Source organism: Corynebacterium sp. HMSC034H07 (assembly GCF_001815175.1).
GTDB lineage: Bacteria > Actinomycetota > Actinomycetes > Mycobacteriales > Mycobacteriaceae > Corynebacterium > Corynebacterium hiratae.
This window is the reverse complement of sequence record NZ_KV819515.1, coordinates 20,683-36,345: the sequence shown is the minus strand read 5'-3', so window position 1 is coordinate 36,345 and position 15,663 is coordinate 20,683. Positions and strand designations below refer to the sequence as shown.

Below are 15,663 nucleotides of genomic sequence, written 5' to 3'. Positions count from 1 at the left end.
GACCTTGACGGCGTCGGCAAGCGTGTTGAGACCACGCTCGAGGCCGCGACGTGCCTCTTCATCGAAGGCAATGATCTTTGCCATGTGTTTGTGCTCCTTAAGCTTTGTTGAGGACGACACTCACGTCTGGATCTATGACGGACGCCCGCGACGGCACGGCTGGCGAGTGTTCTCCAGCCCCAACCACATAGATGATTTTGATTCATTTCTGGCACTTGCCATGTGGAAGTGCTAGCGACCATTCTGGCACTCAGACCTACCGACTGCAAGATTCAACACGAACGGGCGGTGCGAAAGCACCGCCCATCAAAGTAAACTGCCCGCTAGATCGAACCGCCCGTCACAACGAAGTCCCTGTCGCTCTTAGGACGCAGCCTTCTTCGCCGTCCACTTATACGCCGCGGCAATGCCGGCAACGAAGAGGATGACGCCCACGAACTTGGCTGCCGTGCCGCCCTCGAAGATCTCCAGCGGGGAATCGCCTCCCGACGCCGCGATGATGCCCGCATTGACCACGCCGAAGAGCGACTCACCCACGATGAGGCCAGTGGCCAACAGCGTGCCCATGCGCTTGGCAAAGTCCGGCTTGGACTGGCGGGCCGCCCACCGGTTGTAGAAGTAGCCCAAGAAAGCGCCGATCGGCACCACAATGGTGATGGCTGCCGGCAGGTACATGCCCATGCCCACGGCCAGCGGGGACAGGGAGTACTTGTCGGGGAAGTGGCGCAGGCACTCGTCCACGATGATGATGACGGCACCAATAGCCGCGCCCAGACCGATGAGATCCCACGGCAGGGAGTTATCGAAAATACCGGAGGCTACCGAAGACATCAGCGCGGCCTGCGGTGCAGCCAGTGCGTCCTCACCAGCGCCTTCCATGCCCTGGAAGCCGAAGCCGGTGAGCATGACCTGCAGAATCGGCGGAATCACCAGGGAGCCGAAGAGGACACCGATGATGAGCGCTACCTGCTGCTTCCACGGCGTCGCGCCGACCAGCTGACCGGTCTTGAGGTCCTGCAGGTTGTCATTGGAAATAGTCGCGATACCGAAAACAATGGCCGCAGTAAACAGCGTGTAGGCCACCAGCGACAGCGGCTCCGCGTCCGTCCCGCGGGTCACGGCGGCAATGATCAGCGCGGCGGCGATGACCGCGATGATGCCGATGGAGGAAATCGGCGAGTTGGAGGCACCGATGAGGCCAGCCATGTAGCCACACACCGACGCGATGATCAGGCCCACGAGCAAGGTGAAGAGTACGGAGACCGTGATGAGGACGGCCATGTGGTCGTGGATATCGGTGCCGCGCACGAAGTTCCACAGCAGCAGACCAATCGGAATCATCAGGACCAGGATGGTGCCAATGACATAGGGCGCCGGAATATCGCGCTCCTCCACCGCTACCTGCTGGCCGCCCTTGCGGTCACGGGAGGAGGCGAAGGACTCAGCCATGCCCTTGGCAATCGGACCGGTGATCTTGATCAGCGTCCAGATCGCGGCGATAGCCATGGTGCCCACGCCGATGAAGCGAATCCGGCCGGAGAAGACGGAATCAACAGTGTCCATGAGCGTGGCCGGATCACCCAGCCCCTCACCACCGGTGAGGATGGGCAGCAGGATGAGGTAGGAGATGACCACGCCGACGAGCATGGCAATACCCACGGCCAAGCCCACGAGGTGGCCCACGCCGACCAGCGCCAGCGAGAGGGAGCTACCCAGCGTCGTCGCGCCAGGGCCCAGCTTGAAGTAGGTGGCCACCTCGGAGGCGGCTGCCTTCATAGCCGCCAGCAGTGCCATGACGGCAGAAAGGATGCCGCCAAAGAGGATGACGTGCAGGCCCTTCGTGTTCTCTTCGTGGGCGGCCTCGCCCTCCTCACCGGTGCTATCGCCCACCTTGAGGACCTCCGCCGCGGCCACGCCTTCCGGATAGGGCAGGTCCGAGCCCGTCACCAGCGCACGGCGCAGCGGAATGGAGTACATCACGCCGAGCACACCGCCGATGGCGCACACCGCGGCGGTATCGATGAAGGAAAAGCCCTGCCAGTAGCCCACCATGACCAAGCCCGGGAGCACGAAGATGATCGCGGACAACGTGCCGGCCGCAGAGGCGATGGTCTGCACGATGTTGTTTTCTTTGATGTTGTGCCCGGCAAAACGGCGCAGCACCGCCATGGAAATCACGGCGGCAGGAATGGACGTGGCAAACGTCAGGCCCACCTTGAGGCCCAGATACACGTTGGCGGCGGTAAAGATAAGAGTGATGAGCCCACCAATGATGATGCCGCGCAGCGTGAGCTCGCGGAGCGTGGACTGGGAACCTTCGGCGGTGGTAGACGCCATGTCAGGTCCTTTCTAAAAAGAACTTATAAACAATATGGACTAGAACCGTGCATATGTTACTACCTAGCGGCCGGTAGGCCGAGTTGAGGATCCGAGTAGGTTGGAGTGCATGACCAAGATTTCTGAGTTTGTGAACAATGACCGCGACACTATTTTCAACCAGCTCAAGGAGCTCGTCTCCTTCAATTCCGTCCACAACGAGCCGGGTCTAGAGGACCAGACCGCGAAGGCGGCGGAGTGGGTCCACGCCGCGCTTGTCGACGCCAACTTCACCCCCGAGGCCATCCCTACCGCTGATGGTTCCACGGCGATCGTCGCCAAGCGCCCCGGCAAGGAGGGCGCGAAGACGGTGCTGCTGTACTCGCACTACGACGTGGTTCCTGCCGGGAACCCCGACGCGTGGGAGTCTGATCCCTTCACCCTGACTGAGCGCGATGGCCGCTGGTACGGCCGCGGCGCCGCTGACTGCAAGGGCAACGTCGCCATGCACCTGGCGGCCCTGCGCGCGCTCGACGCCAACGGTGGAACCGACCTCAACCTCACCGTGCTTATTGAGGGCTCCGAGGAACGCGGCGGCGAGGGCCTGTCCGCACTCATCGAGGAGCGCCCTGAGCTCTTCGCGGCCGACGCCATCCTCATCGCCGATGCCGGCAACGCCAAGGTAGGTGTCCCGACGCTGACGACCTCCCTGCGCGGCGGCTCGCAGATCAACGTCAAGGTCTCCACCCTCCACTCGGCCGTGCACTCCGGCCAGTTCGGCGGCGCGGCTCCCGACGCCGTCAAGGCGCTCATGCGCACGCTAGATTCCCTGACGGATGAGTATGGCCGCACGACTATCGACGGCGTCGATTGCGAGGGCACCTGGCCGCTGGCTGAGGGGCAGGACACCGCCTACAGCGAGGAGAACTTCCGCGCTGATGCCCAGATGCTCGAGGGCACCGAGGTCATGGGCGCGCAGGACCCGGCCGGTGCCACCGCTATCGCGGATATGATTTGGGCCCGCCCGGCAGTGACCATCACCGGCTTTACTTCCACCCCGGTGGCCGAGGCCGTCAACGCTGTGCCCGCCACCGCAGAAGCCAACATCAACCTGCGCACGCCCGCCACCATGGATCCCCGCGCCACCGCGGAGGCCGTGGCCGAGCACCTGAAGAAGCACGTCCCGTGGGGCGCACACATCGAGGTCACCATCTTGGAGGCCAACCTGGGATTCGAGACCGACCCGGCAAAGCCCGCGGTGGCTCTGCTCGGCGAGTGCCTCGGCGAGGCATTCGGTGGGGAGACCATCACCCAGGGCATGGGCGGATCCATCCCGCTGACCGTGGAGTTGCAGGAGAAGCACCCGAACGCGGAGATCGCACTCTTCGGCGTCGAGGAGCCGCAGTGCACCATCCACTCCGCTAACGAGTCGGTCGACCCGACCGAGATTGAAAAGATCGCCATCGCCGAGGCGCTCTTCCTGCAGCGCTTCGCCTAAGCGCACCGCAGCGCTGCCCACCGTGGCCCGGGCATCCCGGGCGGGCGGCGCAGTACCCCTCCAACCTGGGCCGCTGACGACGTGGAAGAACGCCAACAGGAGACGCATATATAACTGTATGAAATGAAAATGTGAAAATTGGGATTTCAGACTGTATCGTGAGCACTAGTAGACGCCCGCCAGTGCGGTGGGTTTAGCCCAGTCCCCCGACAAGGAAAGGACGCCACCGCAACCTCGTGCTCACTCTCTTTTGTGCCTTGGTTCTAACCACCATCGCCGCTCCCTTCCTGATTTTCTATCTCGGCCGCCGTGCCTTCGGCCTCTTGGCAATAGTGCCCGCGGTTGGGTTCTTCTGGGTGCTCCAACGGCTGACCGATGGCACGCTGCGCGACGGCAACCAGCTGGCCTATGACCTCAACTGGATGCCAGCAGCGCACCTCGATGTCAGCTTCCGCATGGATGCGCTTTCCGCGTTATTCAGCCTCATCATCTTGGGCGTAGGCGCGCTGGTCCTGCTCTATTGCTGGGGCTATTTCGACCACTCCCGGCGGCGCCTCGCCCTCTTCAGCAGCCAAATGGTGGGCTTTGCCACGGCCATGTATGGCCTGGTGATTTCCGATAATTTCCTGCTGCTCTACGTCTTCTGGGAAATCACCTCCCTGCTGTCTTTCCTCTTGGTGAGCTATTACGGCGAGCGAGCCTCGTCGCGTCGATCAGCGCAGCAGGCGCTCATGGTCACCGTCCTGGGCGGTCTCGCCATGCTGGTGGGTATTACCCTCCTCGGCCGCCAGACCGGCGCGTGGTCTTTCAGCAGTATCGCCGCCACCGAGGACCTCGCCAACACGCCCTACCTCACCGTGGCTATCGTGCTCATTCTCTGTGGTGCGCTTTCCAAGTCCGCCATCGCCCCAGCCCACTTCTGGCTGCCCGGTGCCATGGCCGCACCGACCCCGGTCTCGGCCTACCTGCACTCCGCGGCCATGGTGAAGGCCGGCATCTATCTCGTCGCACGCCTTGCCCCCTCGGTGCATGACATCCCCACTTGGCACCTCGTGGTCCTCCCCTTGGGTGCTTTCACCATGCTGCTCGGCGGCTGGATGGCGCTCAAGCAGCGTGACCTGAAGCTCATCCTGGCCTACGGCACCGTCTCGCAGCTGGGCTTTATTACCGCCATCATCGCCATTGGCTCCCGCGAGGCGATGCAGGCAGGACTGGCGCTGACCGTCGCGCACTCCCTCTTCAAGGCCGCGCTCTTCATGATCGTCGGCGCTATCGACCATTCGACGGGAACCAGGGACATCGACAAGCTTGCGGGCCTGGGCAAGAAGAATCCCGCGCTGTACGTCCTGGCCATCCTCCCCGCGATGTCCATGGCCGGTATCCCGCCCCTGCTGGGCTTCGTGTCCAAGGAAGCCACGCTCGAGGCCATCATGGGCGAGGAGCTTCTGGTCGGCATGCCGCGCAACATGCTGCTTGTCACCGTCGTCGTCGGTTCCGCGCTGACGATGGCCTACGCGCTGCGCTTCTTGTGGGGAGCCTTCTCCTCCAAGGGGCAGGACGAGCCCTCTGAGGCGGTAGCACACATGCACCACATCGGCCCCTTCCTGTGGATCCCACCGGCAGTGCTGACCCTGCTCGCCATCTTCTTCGGCCTGCTGCCGCTGCCGCTCTCCCACGGCATCACGCAGCACTTGGACAACACCTTTGGGGCGCAGGACGCCTCCGAGCTCGCCCTGTGGCATGGCTGGACCATCCCGCTGCTGCTCTCCGTGATCATTATCGCTGCGGGTTCCCTCCTCCACTGGCAGCGCCAGGCGCTCACCAAGGCCCAATTCACCTACCCCGCATTGGGCTCTGCCGACGATGCTTACGACGCCATCATCAACTCCCTGCGCCAGCTCTCCCTGCGCATTACCGCCTCCACGCAGCGCGGCTCGCTGCAGTACAACCTCACGGTCATCTTCGCCACGCTCATGGTGCTGCCCATCGTCATGCTCATCCGCGGCGATCTCACCAACGTGCGCATGATCGTGGCCGAAAACCCCTGGCAGGCCATCGCCGCGGTGATCATCATCATCGCCGCCGTGGCCGCCACGGTGCTGGATAACCGCCTCTCCGGGGTCATCCTGGTGGGCGTGACCGGCTACGCCTTGTCCTTCATCTTTGCGCTGCAGGGCGCTCCGGACTTGGCGCTGACGCAGCTCCTCGTGGAAACCATCATCATGGTGCTCTTCATGCTGGTGCTGCGCCGTATGCCGGCTAATACCGAGTGGAAGCAAGATCCCAAGACCGGCCGCCTGCGCGCCTGGCTCGCGGTAGGCGTAGGCCTCGCCGTCACCGTGGTGGGTATGTTTGCCATCAACGCTCGGCGCGAGGAGCCCATCTCGCAGTACATGCCGGAATTGGCCAAGGAGATCGGCCACGGCGCCAACACGGTCAACGTCCTGCTCGTGGACCTGCGTGCGTGGGATACCTTCGGCGAGATCACGGTGCTCGTCATTGCCGCAACGGGTATTGCCTCGCTGATTTTCCGCACGCAGAGCTTCACCCGTGCCTCCCGCCGCCCGACCTTGAAGGTCACCGGCCGCCGCTGGCTGGCCGCGGGCGTGGAATCCGAAAAGGCGCTCAACCGCTCGCTCATGGTGGACGTGAGCACCCGCATCCTCTTCCCCTCGATGATGGTGCTGTCCCTGTACTTCTTCTTCGGTGGCCACAACGCCCCTGGCGGCGGTTTTGCCGGTGGCCTCGTCGCCGCTCTCGCGCTGATCCTGCGCTACCTGGCTGGCGGCCGCGAGGAGCTCGAAGAGGCGCTGCCTCTCGACGGCGGCCGCACCATGGCGGTAGGCCTGCTGCTCTCCCTCAGCGCCGTTATTACCCCGATGCTCTTGGGCTACCCGCCGCTGACCTCTGGGTACACGAAGGTAGGTATACCGCTCATCGGTGATGTGTCGCTGCCGTCCGCGCTGATTTTCGACGCCGGCGTCTACCTCATCGTCATTGGCCTCACGCTCTACGTGCTGTCCTCCTTGGGCGCGAAGCTCGATGAGGAAGAAGAGATGCGTAAGCAACGCGCCCGCGATCGCGCACGCTCCCTGGCGCGCCGCACACAAGCAAAAGAAACCGCTGCCACGGCAGAGAAAGGACACGCCTAATGGATGCCAATCTCATGCTCCTGCTCGCTGCGGGCGTGCTCTGCGGCACCGGAGTCTACCTGTTGCTCGACCGCGCGATGACCAAAATGCTGCTCGGCATCTTGCTGCTGGGCAACGGCGCGAACCTCTTCATGCTCATGGCTGGCGGCCAAGCCGGCTCGCCGCCTATCGACGGCCGGAACTCCCTCCCCTACGGCGATCAGATCGCCGATCCGCTGGCCCAGGCGATGATCCTCACGGCCATCGTCATTTCGATGGCGCTGACCGGCTTCATCCTCACCTTGGCTTACCGCCAATACCGCTACCGCTCCGCGGACGTGATTGAGGACGACACCGAAGACGCTGCCATCGCGGCGATTGCCTCGCGCCCGGGCAATGCTTCAGCCGCCCCTGACCACGACGCGTCTAATGACCCGACCACCGGCCGCACCACCAAGGAAGGCGATAAGTTTGGCCCCGAGTTCTTCGAGGCTCCCGTGAAGGAGGCGACCGATGAGTGAGACCATCTCGCCCCTAGTGGATCTGTTGCTGCCGTATATCAGCTACCTGATCCCCCTGCCGATCATCATCCCGGCCTTGGCTGCTGCGCTGGCGATGCTCTTTGCGCGCAATACCAATGCGCAGCGCCGCATCGCTTTCTTCTCGCTGCTCACGCTCGCCGTGGTGAATGCCGCTCTGATTGCCATCGCGGATACCACCGGCATTCAAACCCTGCAGGTGGGCGGCTGGGACGCGCCGGTGGGCATCACGTTGGTGGCGGACCGTTTGTCCACGGTCATGCTCTTTACCTCCTCCATCGTCCTCTTCTCCGTCATGTGGTACGCGATCGCACAGGGCGTGCGCGACGGTACGAAGGACGAGCCAGTGGCGGCTTTCCTGCCCACCTACATGCTGCTGACCATGGGCGTGAACGTGTCCTTCCTGGCCGGTGACTTGTTCAACCTCTATGTGGGCTTCGAGATCTTCCTCGTGGCCTCCTACGTTTTGCTCACCCTCGGCGCCTCACCCGCGCGCGTGCGGGCCGGCGTGGGCTACGTCATGGTCTCCATGGCCTCCTCGCTCATCTTCGTGCTGGCTTTGGCCTATGTCTACGCCACGGTGGGCACGATGAACATGGCCCAGATTGGCATCCGGATGGAGGATATCCCGGCGGGCACCCGCTCCGCAGTGTTCGCCGTGCTGCTCATTGCCTTCGGAATTAAGGCGGCCGTCTTCCCGTTGGATGCCTGGCTGCCGGACTCCTACCCCACCGCACCGTCCCTCGTCACCGCGGTCTTCGCGGGCCTGCTCACCAAGGTTGGTGTCTACGCCATCATTCGCGCGCGCACCTCAATCTTCACCGATGGCGGGCTGGATGGCCTGCTCATGTGGGTCGCGCTGGCCACGATGCTCGTGGGCATTTTGGGCGCTATCGCCCAATCGGATATCAAGCGATTGCTGTCCTTCACGCTGGTCAGCCACATCGGCTATATGATCTTCGGCGTTGCCCTCGGAACCGCCCAGGGCTTGTCGGGCGCCATCTTCTACGCGGTTCACCACATTTTGGTGCAGACCGCGCTGTTCCTGGTGGTGGGCCTCATCGAGCGCCAAGCCGGCACCTCCTCGCTGCGGCGCTTGGGCTCCCTGATCTACACCGCGCCGCTCATCGCGATCTTGTACTTCATCCCGGCCATGAACCTGGGGGGTATCCCGCCCTTCTCCGGATTCCTGGGCAAGATCATGCTGCTCCAAGCCGGCGCGAATGAGGGTTCCTGGCTGTCCTGGGTCCTCATCGGCGGCGCGGTGATCACCTCCCTGCTGACCCTCTACGTCATGATCCTCGTGTGGGCCAAGGGTTTCCTGCGCGACCGCGGCGATGCGCCCGAGGGCAACCTCGCCATGGTTCGCCCTTCTCCACTGGGAGAAGTCACCGAGTACGTCGAGTTAGAGGAGCGCGATGACGTCGGCCGCGTGCCCTTCGGCATGCTGGCCTCGACGTCCCTGCTCGTCATCGCCTCGGTGTCGATGACCTTCCTCGCCGGCCCCATCTCCGGTGTTACCACCCGCGCGGCCACCTCGGCGCAGGATGACTCCATCTACCGCTATGCCGTGCTGGGAGATTCCGCCGAGGACCCAACGCGGCACTTGGACCCCGCCGAACGCTACGAGGAGGGCGCGGATTCGCGAAAGAACCGCAGCGAGCCCCTCCCGGATCCGGAACCGGTGGCGCCGACCACGAGGACGTCGCCAAGCACGACGGCTACACTCCCCACGACCGTGGACGATGATGAAAAGGAGGTGTCGCGATGAGATTCTCCGGTATTAAGCACCGCTTCCGGCCATGGTTCATGGTGTGGATCGTCGTCATGTGGTGCATGCTCATGGGCGAAGTTACCGTAGCGAACCTGGTGGGTGGGCTGCTTGCCAGCCTCTTCATCGTCTTTGCGCTGCCCCTGCCGGCCATGCCCGTGGCGGGGATTTCGGTGAGCTGGGGCAAACTGATCGTCTTCATGGCGCAGTGGTTTGTGGAGCTGATGGAGGCCTCCATCATGGTCGGCTGGCTGGCGGTGCGCCCGCAGCCGGTGCCGAAGACGGCGATTGTGAAGCTGCCGATGCGAGTGGAGAACGAGTTCGTTCTCTCGCTGGCGGTCAGCCTGTATAACCTGCAGCCCGGCGGCACGGTCTCCGATATCGACATTGCCAACCGCATGTTGACCATCCACCTGCTGAACGCCGATTCCGAGGAAGATCTGGAGCGCGAAATCGCGGCCGTACGCAAGCTCGAGGCCGATATGATTGCCATCTTTGAAAGGAGCCACCCCTGATGGATACGGACCTGTATAACATCCTGCTCACCGTGGCCGCCGGCTTCCTCGTGGTGGCATTCCTCATCACCACGTGGCGCATCGTCATCGGCCCGAACTCGCTCGACCGGCTCATCGCTATGGACGGACTCGTGGCCATGTTCCAATGCGCCCTGGCCACCTATATCTGCTGGACGCTGGACACGACGGTCTCCAACGCGATGATCGTCGTGGCGCTCCTCGGCTTCATCTCCACGGTCTCTGTCACCCGATTTAGGAAGAGGGATTCATGAGTTACGCACTGATTGCCGATATCCTCTCCATCATCCTCATCCTCGTCGGCTCCATCCTCATCTTGGCGGCCGCGATTGGCGTGGCGCGCTTTAAGGACACGATGGCGCGTGTGCATGCCATCGCCAAACCACAGACCACAGGTCTGATCTTCACCATTCTGGGCGCGATCATCAAGGTGACGGGCTCCGAGGACTTCAGCGTGGCCGAGAGGGGCGACCTGGGAATCCTCGTCTTGCTCGTCCTCTTCGCCATGATCACCAGCCCGGTGACCGCGCAGAGAACCACGCGTATCGCCCGCCGCGAGGGCCTGTACGGTCCCCCGGAATCGATGACACGCAACGAGAGCCCGGCCGCGCGTTCGATGCGCCGAAAGTAAGGACACGGTACCTTTCTGCCGGGAAATGCGGGGACAATAATATAGGCTGCAAAAGGCACTAATAGGTGGTCAGACGAGGAGAGTCGACGTGAAGAAGCTGCAAGGCGTACCAACGATGTGTGCTGTCCTCGCACTGGGCATCGCGGTGATGGTGTACAAGATCATCCAGTTCGATGGCCACAAGGCCTTCACCTTCATCCTCCCCTTCGACCTCGCCATCTACCGCATGGCTGGCGAGGATCTCAACGCCGGTGGACTGCTATACGACGCCCCCTATATCTTTGAATTCCCTTTCACTTACCCACCCTTTGCGGGCCTGCTGTTCAAGGTCTTGCCGTTCTTCAGCAAGGACGCGCTGACCATTATCTGGCCTTCGCTCATGTTCTTGGCTGTGCTGGCCATCATCGTCATGATCTTCCGCGAGCGGGGCGTGAAGATGACCCCGGCGGCCGTCCTCATCGCGGTGCTGCTAACCGCGCTGACCCCGGCGAATGAGACCATGCACGGGTCGCTGTACTACGGGCAGGTCAACGTCTTCCTCATGTTGCTCGTGGCCTTTGACTTCCTGCCTATCAAGCGCCGCCTGCCGGGCGTGGGCATTGGCCTGGCTGCCGGAATCAAGCTGACCCCGGCGTACATGGGCCTGGCCCTGCTCTTTGAGAAGCGCTGGTGGGCCGCCGCGGGCGCGGTGATCACCTTCCTCGTCACGGTGGGGCTCGGATTCCTCTTCGTTCCTGATGCGATGGTGTTCTGGACCGATGCCATGTTCAACTCATCGCGTGTGGGCGAGCATGCCAACCCCGGGGCGAAGTCGCTGCGCTCACTCATGTTCCGCGAGCTCGGCATCGACGGTGGCATCTGGTGGATCCTGGCGGTCATCGTGGTCTTCGCGCTGACCTGCCTGGCGCTGCGCACCGCCTACCTGCGCGGCAACCGCTCGGCGGCCTTCGCTCTGACGGGCCTGAGCACCTGCCTGGTCTCCCCCTTCTCGTGGTACCACCACTTCGTGTGGACCATCCCCTTCATCGTCATGGTCTTCGTCTCGGTTAACCAGGCGGTGAGCTCGCGTGTGTCCGGCAAGGGCGGTGAGCAGCTCGCGGGGCTTGCCTCCGTGGCGGCCTTGTTCGTGCTTTCGCTGCCCTTCATGTCGGTGCCCGTGTGGTTCACCATGTCCTCGGCCAACCTCGACGCAATCGAATCCTTCCAGCCGTGGGCAACCTCGCTGTGGACGCTGTCCTGCTTGGCCTTCATCGTGGTCTACGCCGTGTGGGGCTTCATCGCACCGCGCAAGCGCGCGGTGGCGGAGAGCTAGGGGGACGTTTCGATCAATTAAGCCCCTGAAACCCCCAATTTTCGGGCCTTAATTGATCGTTCGGTACTTACGCCAGCCGCTCCATCTCATCCGCAGTGGCCTCAACCACCTTCTGCCAGCTGCCGGTCTCCTGGTACAAACGGCGCTGGCGCTCATAGCCCGCCCCGCCATCGATGATCTCCTGCACCAGCTGCAGCTCCCGGGCGCAGCCCAGCTCTTCCGAGAGCGGAGCCAGCTCCACCAAGAGATCCGCCAGCTCATCCTTGATCCAGCGTTCATCGGTCTCGCGCGAGGTGATGACCAGCGCGTCCATGCCATAGCGCGCGCCGCGCCACTTGTTCTCCGCCACGTGCCACGGCTGCAGCGTGGGCAGCGTTTCGCCGGCGTCGATCATGCGGTCATAGTGCACCACGAGGCAGTGTGTCAGCGCCACGATGGCGGAGAGCTCGCGGAGGTTGGAGGCGGCGTCGGAAATGCGCACCTCCACCGTGCCCCACTTGGAGGCCGGGCGGACATCGAAGTGCATCGAGCCCGTGTGATTAATAACCCCCGAAATGGCCTGGTCCCGCATGTAGGACTTCCACTGCTCCCAGTTCTCAAACTGGTAGGGCATGCCCGCGGTGGGCAGCTGCTGGTAGAGCATCGTGCGGTTGGAGGCATAGCCGGTATCGAGCCCCTCCCACCCCGGCGAGCAGGCGGAAATAGCCAGCAGATGAGGGTACTTCGTCATCAGCGCATTAATGATGGGCCACACGCGCTCCTCGTGGCTGATGCCGACGTGCACGTGGGTGCCCCACAGCAGCATCTGCTGCCCCCAATACTGGGTGCGGTTGATAATTTCGGAGTAGCTCTCCTTGTTGGAGACGGGGTTTTGCCGAAAGTCCGTAAAAGGGTGCCCGCCCGAGGCCCACAGACGCACGCCCAAGGAGTCGGCCGCCTCACGCACTGCGCTGAGCGACGCCCGCAGGTCCCCCATCGCCTCCGGCACCGTCCGGCACACCCCGGTTACCAGCTCCACCGTGTTTTGGAGGAATTCCTTTTCCAGGTGGATGTCGGGATGAGCGGCGTGCACGCGATCGATGAGTTCAGCGCCGCGTGGCACGAGATCCCAGGTCGCTGGATCAACGAGGGCAACTTCCCACTCAACACCCAGCGTGGGCTCGGGCGAGCGGGCGAAGTTCTCTTCCGGAATATTCACCCATTCATCCTATCCGTCGGGCGGATGAATTTAATAAGATTTTATTCCCTAGGCTTGGGGAACCGCGAGGACAACCACGACGGCATCGCCCTTGGTGTAGTCCCCGGTCAGCTCGGCCGGGTACGGAGCAATCGCTTCCGCCGGCACGTTGGCACCGTAGTACTGGGCGGCAACTTCTTTGGCCAGGCTCTCGGCGGCCGCATCGCCCTCAGGGAAGTAGACGGTGGTCTTCGGTGCAACGAGGACGTCGCCGCTGATATTGCCCACCTCGGCGATGTGGAAGTGCTGGGACTTCAGGCGCTCGGCCTCATCGGCAGCGAAGTTGGCGCGACCGGAGTTGTTGTAGACGTTGACGGGGATCTCCGCCTGGGCGCGGTCGGGGCTACCTGCGGCAGCACCTTCCTCAGCGTTGTCGTCGCGGGCAGCGTCACGCTCGGCTTCAGCATCGCCGTCTGCGCCAGCCTCGGCGTCAGCACCGGCAGCATCCGACTCCTCGCGGTTCTTGTCCGCCTCTCCTTCCGCGCCACCAGCTGCAGCACCGTCGCCCTCGGCGCCGCCAGTCGCGGGGCCGGATACGACAGCATCGTTTCCTGCCGGCGCGTTCTGCGCGGTGTCCTCGGAGTCATCAGAGGTCATGGCATAGAGCGCCCACATGCCGAGCATGACGGCAACGGCGATGAGCACCATGGCGAGCCCGCGCAGGGGGAGCTTGCTCGCAGGAGCGGCAGCGGCGGCCGGGGCGGCGGCCGCGTCAGAATCGGCGGCGTGGCGCGCGTGGTCAGCGGACGAGGCAGAGTTTTCCGGATTCACATTAGTCACATTGGCAACTTTAGTATCTGATTCGCTCAGTCTGGGGCATTATCGCGTGCGGCGCGCCGGACGTCGTCGCGGACGTCGCGAAGCCGGCGCAGGCGGGTGACCAACAGCGGGTAGGAGGCGTGCGCTGCGGGGTCATCCAGGAGCACGTTGAGGCGCTGGTGATAGCGCACCGGAGTGATGTCCAGCTGCGTGCGGATGGCCTCCTCCTTGGCGCCGATATCGCGCGGGGCGTGGGACTCGAACTCCAAAATCGCGGCGTCTAGGTCTGACAGGGAGTGCATGCTTAGACTGTATGCCATGACTATTCGTCCCATCGTTATCCACGGCGACCCGGTCCTCCACAATCCCACCGAGCCGGTCACCGAAGCCATCGACTCTCCTGAGCTGCAGGAGCTCATCGCGGACATGCACGAAACCATGGACGCCGCGCACGGAGTTGGGCTGGCCGCTAACCAGATCGGCGTGAACAAGCGCCTCTTTGTCTACCATTGCCCCGACACCGACGGTCCCAATGGCACCGAGCTTCCCGACGGCGGCATGCGCCGCGGCTGCGTTATCAACCCGGTGCTGGAAACCTCCGAGATCCCGGAGACCATGCCGGCTGACGACGGCTCCGAGGACGAGGGCTGCCTCTCCGTCCCCGGCGAGGGTTTCCCCACCGGCCGCGCCGACTGGGCCCGCGTGACCGGCAAGAACGAGAAGGGCGAGGACATCTCCATCGAGGGCTACGGCTTCTTCGCGCGCATGCTGCAGCACGAAACCGGCCACCTCGACGGCTTCGTCTACACCGACGTGCTCACCGGCCGCTACAAGCGCCAGGCCAAGAAGGTCATCAAGCGCAACGGGTGGACCGAGGCCGGGCTTACCTGGCTGCCGGGCGAGGACGAGGACCCCTTCGGGCACGACGACTAATGTCCCGCATCTTCCGATCCGATGACGTCTCCGTGGGCGAGCGCGTCGTGGCCCGGCGCGATTTCGACGGCGTGTACAGCGATGTCATCGGCCACGTGCTCAGCCTGGATCCACTGCTCATCCGGCCGCAAGAGGTCGGCGGCTACCCGTCTTCGCTCGACGCGGTGGAGATTCCGCCGGAGCAGCTCAAGATTATTAAGCGCCTCTCGCCGCGCACGGTTCGCAACTCCGATATCCGGGCCGTCGAGGTGGCCACCGCGGCGGCCTTCCCCGGCAAGGAGCACACGTGGACCTCGGATGGCCAGTGGCTCATGCGCGCCGGCGACGGCGTGACCGGCCGCTCCAACTCGGCGATCCCGCTCGGCCCTTCTGCGGGTTTCCTCCCGGTGCCGATGGAGGAGATCGAAGCGTTTTATGCCCGCCACGAGCTGCCCGTGTGCCTGGCCATTCCGGAGCGCATCGGTGCCTCCGCGGAGAAGCTGCTGGCAGCAGAACCCGAAGCGTGGGAGCTCGAACCGGAGATCCTCGTGATGGTGCGCGATTTGGCGGAGCTCCCTGCCCCGGGGGACGTCAGCTTCCGCATCGACGAGCAGCCCGATTCCGAGTGGCTCGACCTCTACCACTTCCGTGGTCAGGCCCTGCCGCCGTTGGCCCTGGAGTACCTGCGCAGCCGCATCGACGGGACGATGGGCTTTGGGCGCCTGCTCGCCCCGACGGGTGAGACCATCGCGATTACGCGGGGCACGCTGACGGAATCCGGTGACGGCACCGTGTGGCTGGGCTACTCCGCCGTGGAGGTCGCCGAAGGTTGGCGCCGTAAGGGACTGGGCACCGCGCTGGGCGCGCACATGCTGGCCTGGGGCAAAGCCCAGGGTGCTGAGAAAGCCTACCTGCAGGTCGTGGCGGGTAACACGGCCGGGATTCGGCTCTATGAGATGCTCGGCTTCCTAGAGCAGCACCGCCACCGTTACGCCCGCCGCCTGCCTCAAGTACCCTAAACCAC

General features: G+C 63.8%; 14 protein-coding genes. 10 read left to right on the top strand and 4 right to left on the bottom strand.

The window, feature by feature from the left end:
- Positions 1 to 363: 363 nt before the first annotated feature.
- Entirely contained in the window at positions 364 to 2,337 is a 1,974-nt protein-coding gene (locus HMPREF3009_RS03470; RefSeq protein ID WP_070680047.1) for an OPT family oligopeptide transporter, read from the bottom strand.
- A gap of 109 nt (positions 2,338 to 2,446) precedes the next feature.
- Between HMPREF3009_RS03470 and HMPREF3009_RS03465 the strand changes: the two genes are divergently transcribed.
- The 8 genes from HMPREF3009_RS03465 to HMPREF3009_RS03430 all read left to right on the top strand — a co-directional run bounded on the left by HMPREF3009_RS03465 (position 2,447) and on the right by HMPREF3009_RS03430 (position 11,731).
- Positions 2,447 to 3,814 carry a dipeptidase gene (locus HMPREF3009_RS03465; RefSeq protein WP_070680044.1) on the top strand — a complete coding sequence of 456 codons (1,368 nt, stop codon included), beginning with the start codon at positions 2,447 to 2,449 and terminating at the stop codon, positions 3,812 to 3,814.
- 236 nt (positions 3,815 to 4,050) lie between these two features.
- A complete protein-coding gene (locus HMPREF3009_RS03460) occupies positions 4,051 to 6,966 on the top strand; it encodes a Na+/H+ antiporter subunit A (RefSeq protein WP_070680041.1) in 2,916 nt (971 codons plus the stop codon).
- Entirely contained in the window at positions 6,966 to 7,466 is a 501-nt protein-coding gene (locus HMPREF3009_RS03455; RefSeq protein ID WP_046647182.1) for a Na(+)/H(+) antiporter subunit C, read from the top strand. The genes HMPREF3009_RS03460 and HMPREF3009_RS03455 overlap by 1 nt, the downstream gene beginning before the upstream one ends.
- A complete protein-coding gene (locus HMPREF3009_RS03450) occupies positions 7,459 to 9,255 on the top strand; it encodes a Na+/H+ antiporter subunit D (RefSeq protein WP_070680038.1) in 1,797 nt (598 codons plus the stop codon). Before HMPREF3009_RS03455 ends, HMPREF3009_RS03450 begins: the two co-directional genes overlap by 8 nt.
- On the top strand, positions 9,252 to 9,770 hold the full coding sequence (locus tag HMPREF3009_RS03445) for a Na+/H+ antiporter subunit E (protein ID WP_070680035.1): 519 nt from the start codon (positions 9,252 to 9,254) through the stop codon (positions 9,768 to 9,770). The genes HMPREF3009_RS03450 and HMPREF3009_RS03445 overlap by 4 nt, the downstream gene beginning before the upstream one ends.
- Positions 9,770 to 10,042 carry a monovalent cation/H+ antiporter complex subunit F gene (locus HMPREF3009_RS03440; RefSeq protein ID WP_046647179.1) on the top strand — a complete coding sequence of 91 codons (273 nt, stop codon included), beginning with the start codon at positions 9,770 to 9,772 and terminating at the stop codon, positions 10,040 to 10,042. Before HMPREF3009_RS03445 ends, HMPREF3009_RS03440 begins: the two co-directional genes overlap by 1 nt.
- Positions 10,039 to 10,419 carry a monovalent cation/H(+) antiporter subunit G gene (locus HMPREF3009_RS03435; protein ID WP_070680032.1) on the top strand — a complete coding sequence of 127 codons (381 nt, stop codon included), beginning with the start codon at positions 10,039 to 10,041 and terminating at the stop codon, positions 10,417 to 10,419. The genes HMPREF3009_RS03440 and HMPREF3009_RS03435 overlap by 4 nt, the downstream gene beginning before the upstream one ends.
- Positions 10,420 to 10,507: 88 nt before the next feature.
- Positions 10,508 to 11,731 (top strand): glycosyltransferase 87 family protein, encoded by a 1,224-nt coding sequence (locus HMPREF3009_RS03430; RefSeq protein WP_049154691.1) that lies wholly within the window; start codon positions 10,508 to 10,510, stop codon positions 11,729 to 11,731.
- Between the two features lie 67 nt (positions 11,732 to 11,798).
- Here the strand turns inward: HMPREF3009_RS03430 and HMPREF3009_RS03425 are convergent, their stop codons facing one another.
- Genes HMPREF3009_RS03425 through HMPREF3009_RS03415 form a run of 3 tightly spaced genes read right to left on the bottom strand, consistent with a single transcriptional unit; the run spans position 11,799 to position 14,029 of the window.
- Positions 11,799 to 12,929 (bottom strand): glutamate--cysteine ligase, encoded by a 1,131-nt coding sequence (locus HMPREF3009_RS03425; RefSeq protein ID WP_070516173.1) that lies wholly within the window; start codon positions 12,927 to 12,929, stop codon positions 11,799 to 11,801.
- Positions 12,930 to 12,977: 48 nt separating this feature from the next.
- Complete coding sequence (locus HMPREF3009_RS03420) at positions 12,978 to 13,748, bottom strand: LytR C-terminal domain-containing protein (RefSeq protein WP_118779488.1); 771 nt, start codon at positions 13,746 to 13,748, stop codon at positions 12,978 to 12,980.
- Between the two features lie 26 nt (positions 13,749 to 13,774).
- The gene (locus HMPREF3009_RS03415) at positions 13,775 to 14,029 is read right to left on the bottom strand and encodes a DUF3263 domain-containing protein (RefSeq protein WP_070511158.1); all 255 of its coding nucleotides are present in this window, start codon (positions 14,027 to 14,029) and stop codon (positions 13,775 to 13,777) included.
- 16 nt (positions 14,030 to 14,045) lie between these two features.
- On the opposite strand from HMPREF3009_RS03415, the gene HMPREF3009_RS03410 reads away from it, so the two are divergent.
- Complete coding sequence (locus HMPREF3009_RS03410) at positions 14,046 to 14,660, top strand: peptide deformylase (RefSeq protein WP_070516170.1); 615 nt, start codon at positions 14,046 to 14,048, stop codon at positions 14,658 to 14,660.
- Positions 14,660 to 15,658, top strand: a complete 999-nt coding sequence (locus HMPREF3009_RS03405; RefSeq protein ID WP_070516168.1) for an N-acetylglutamate synthase, CG3035 family — start codon at positions 14,660 to 14,662, stop codon at positions 15,656 to 15,658. The genes HMPREF3009_RS03410 and HMPREF3009_RS03405 overlap by 1 nt, the downstream gene beginning before the upstream one ends.
- The last annotated feature ends 5 nt before the right edge of the window (positions 15,659 to 15,663 follow it).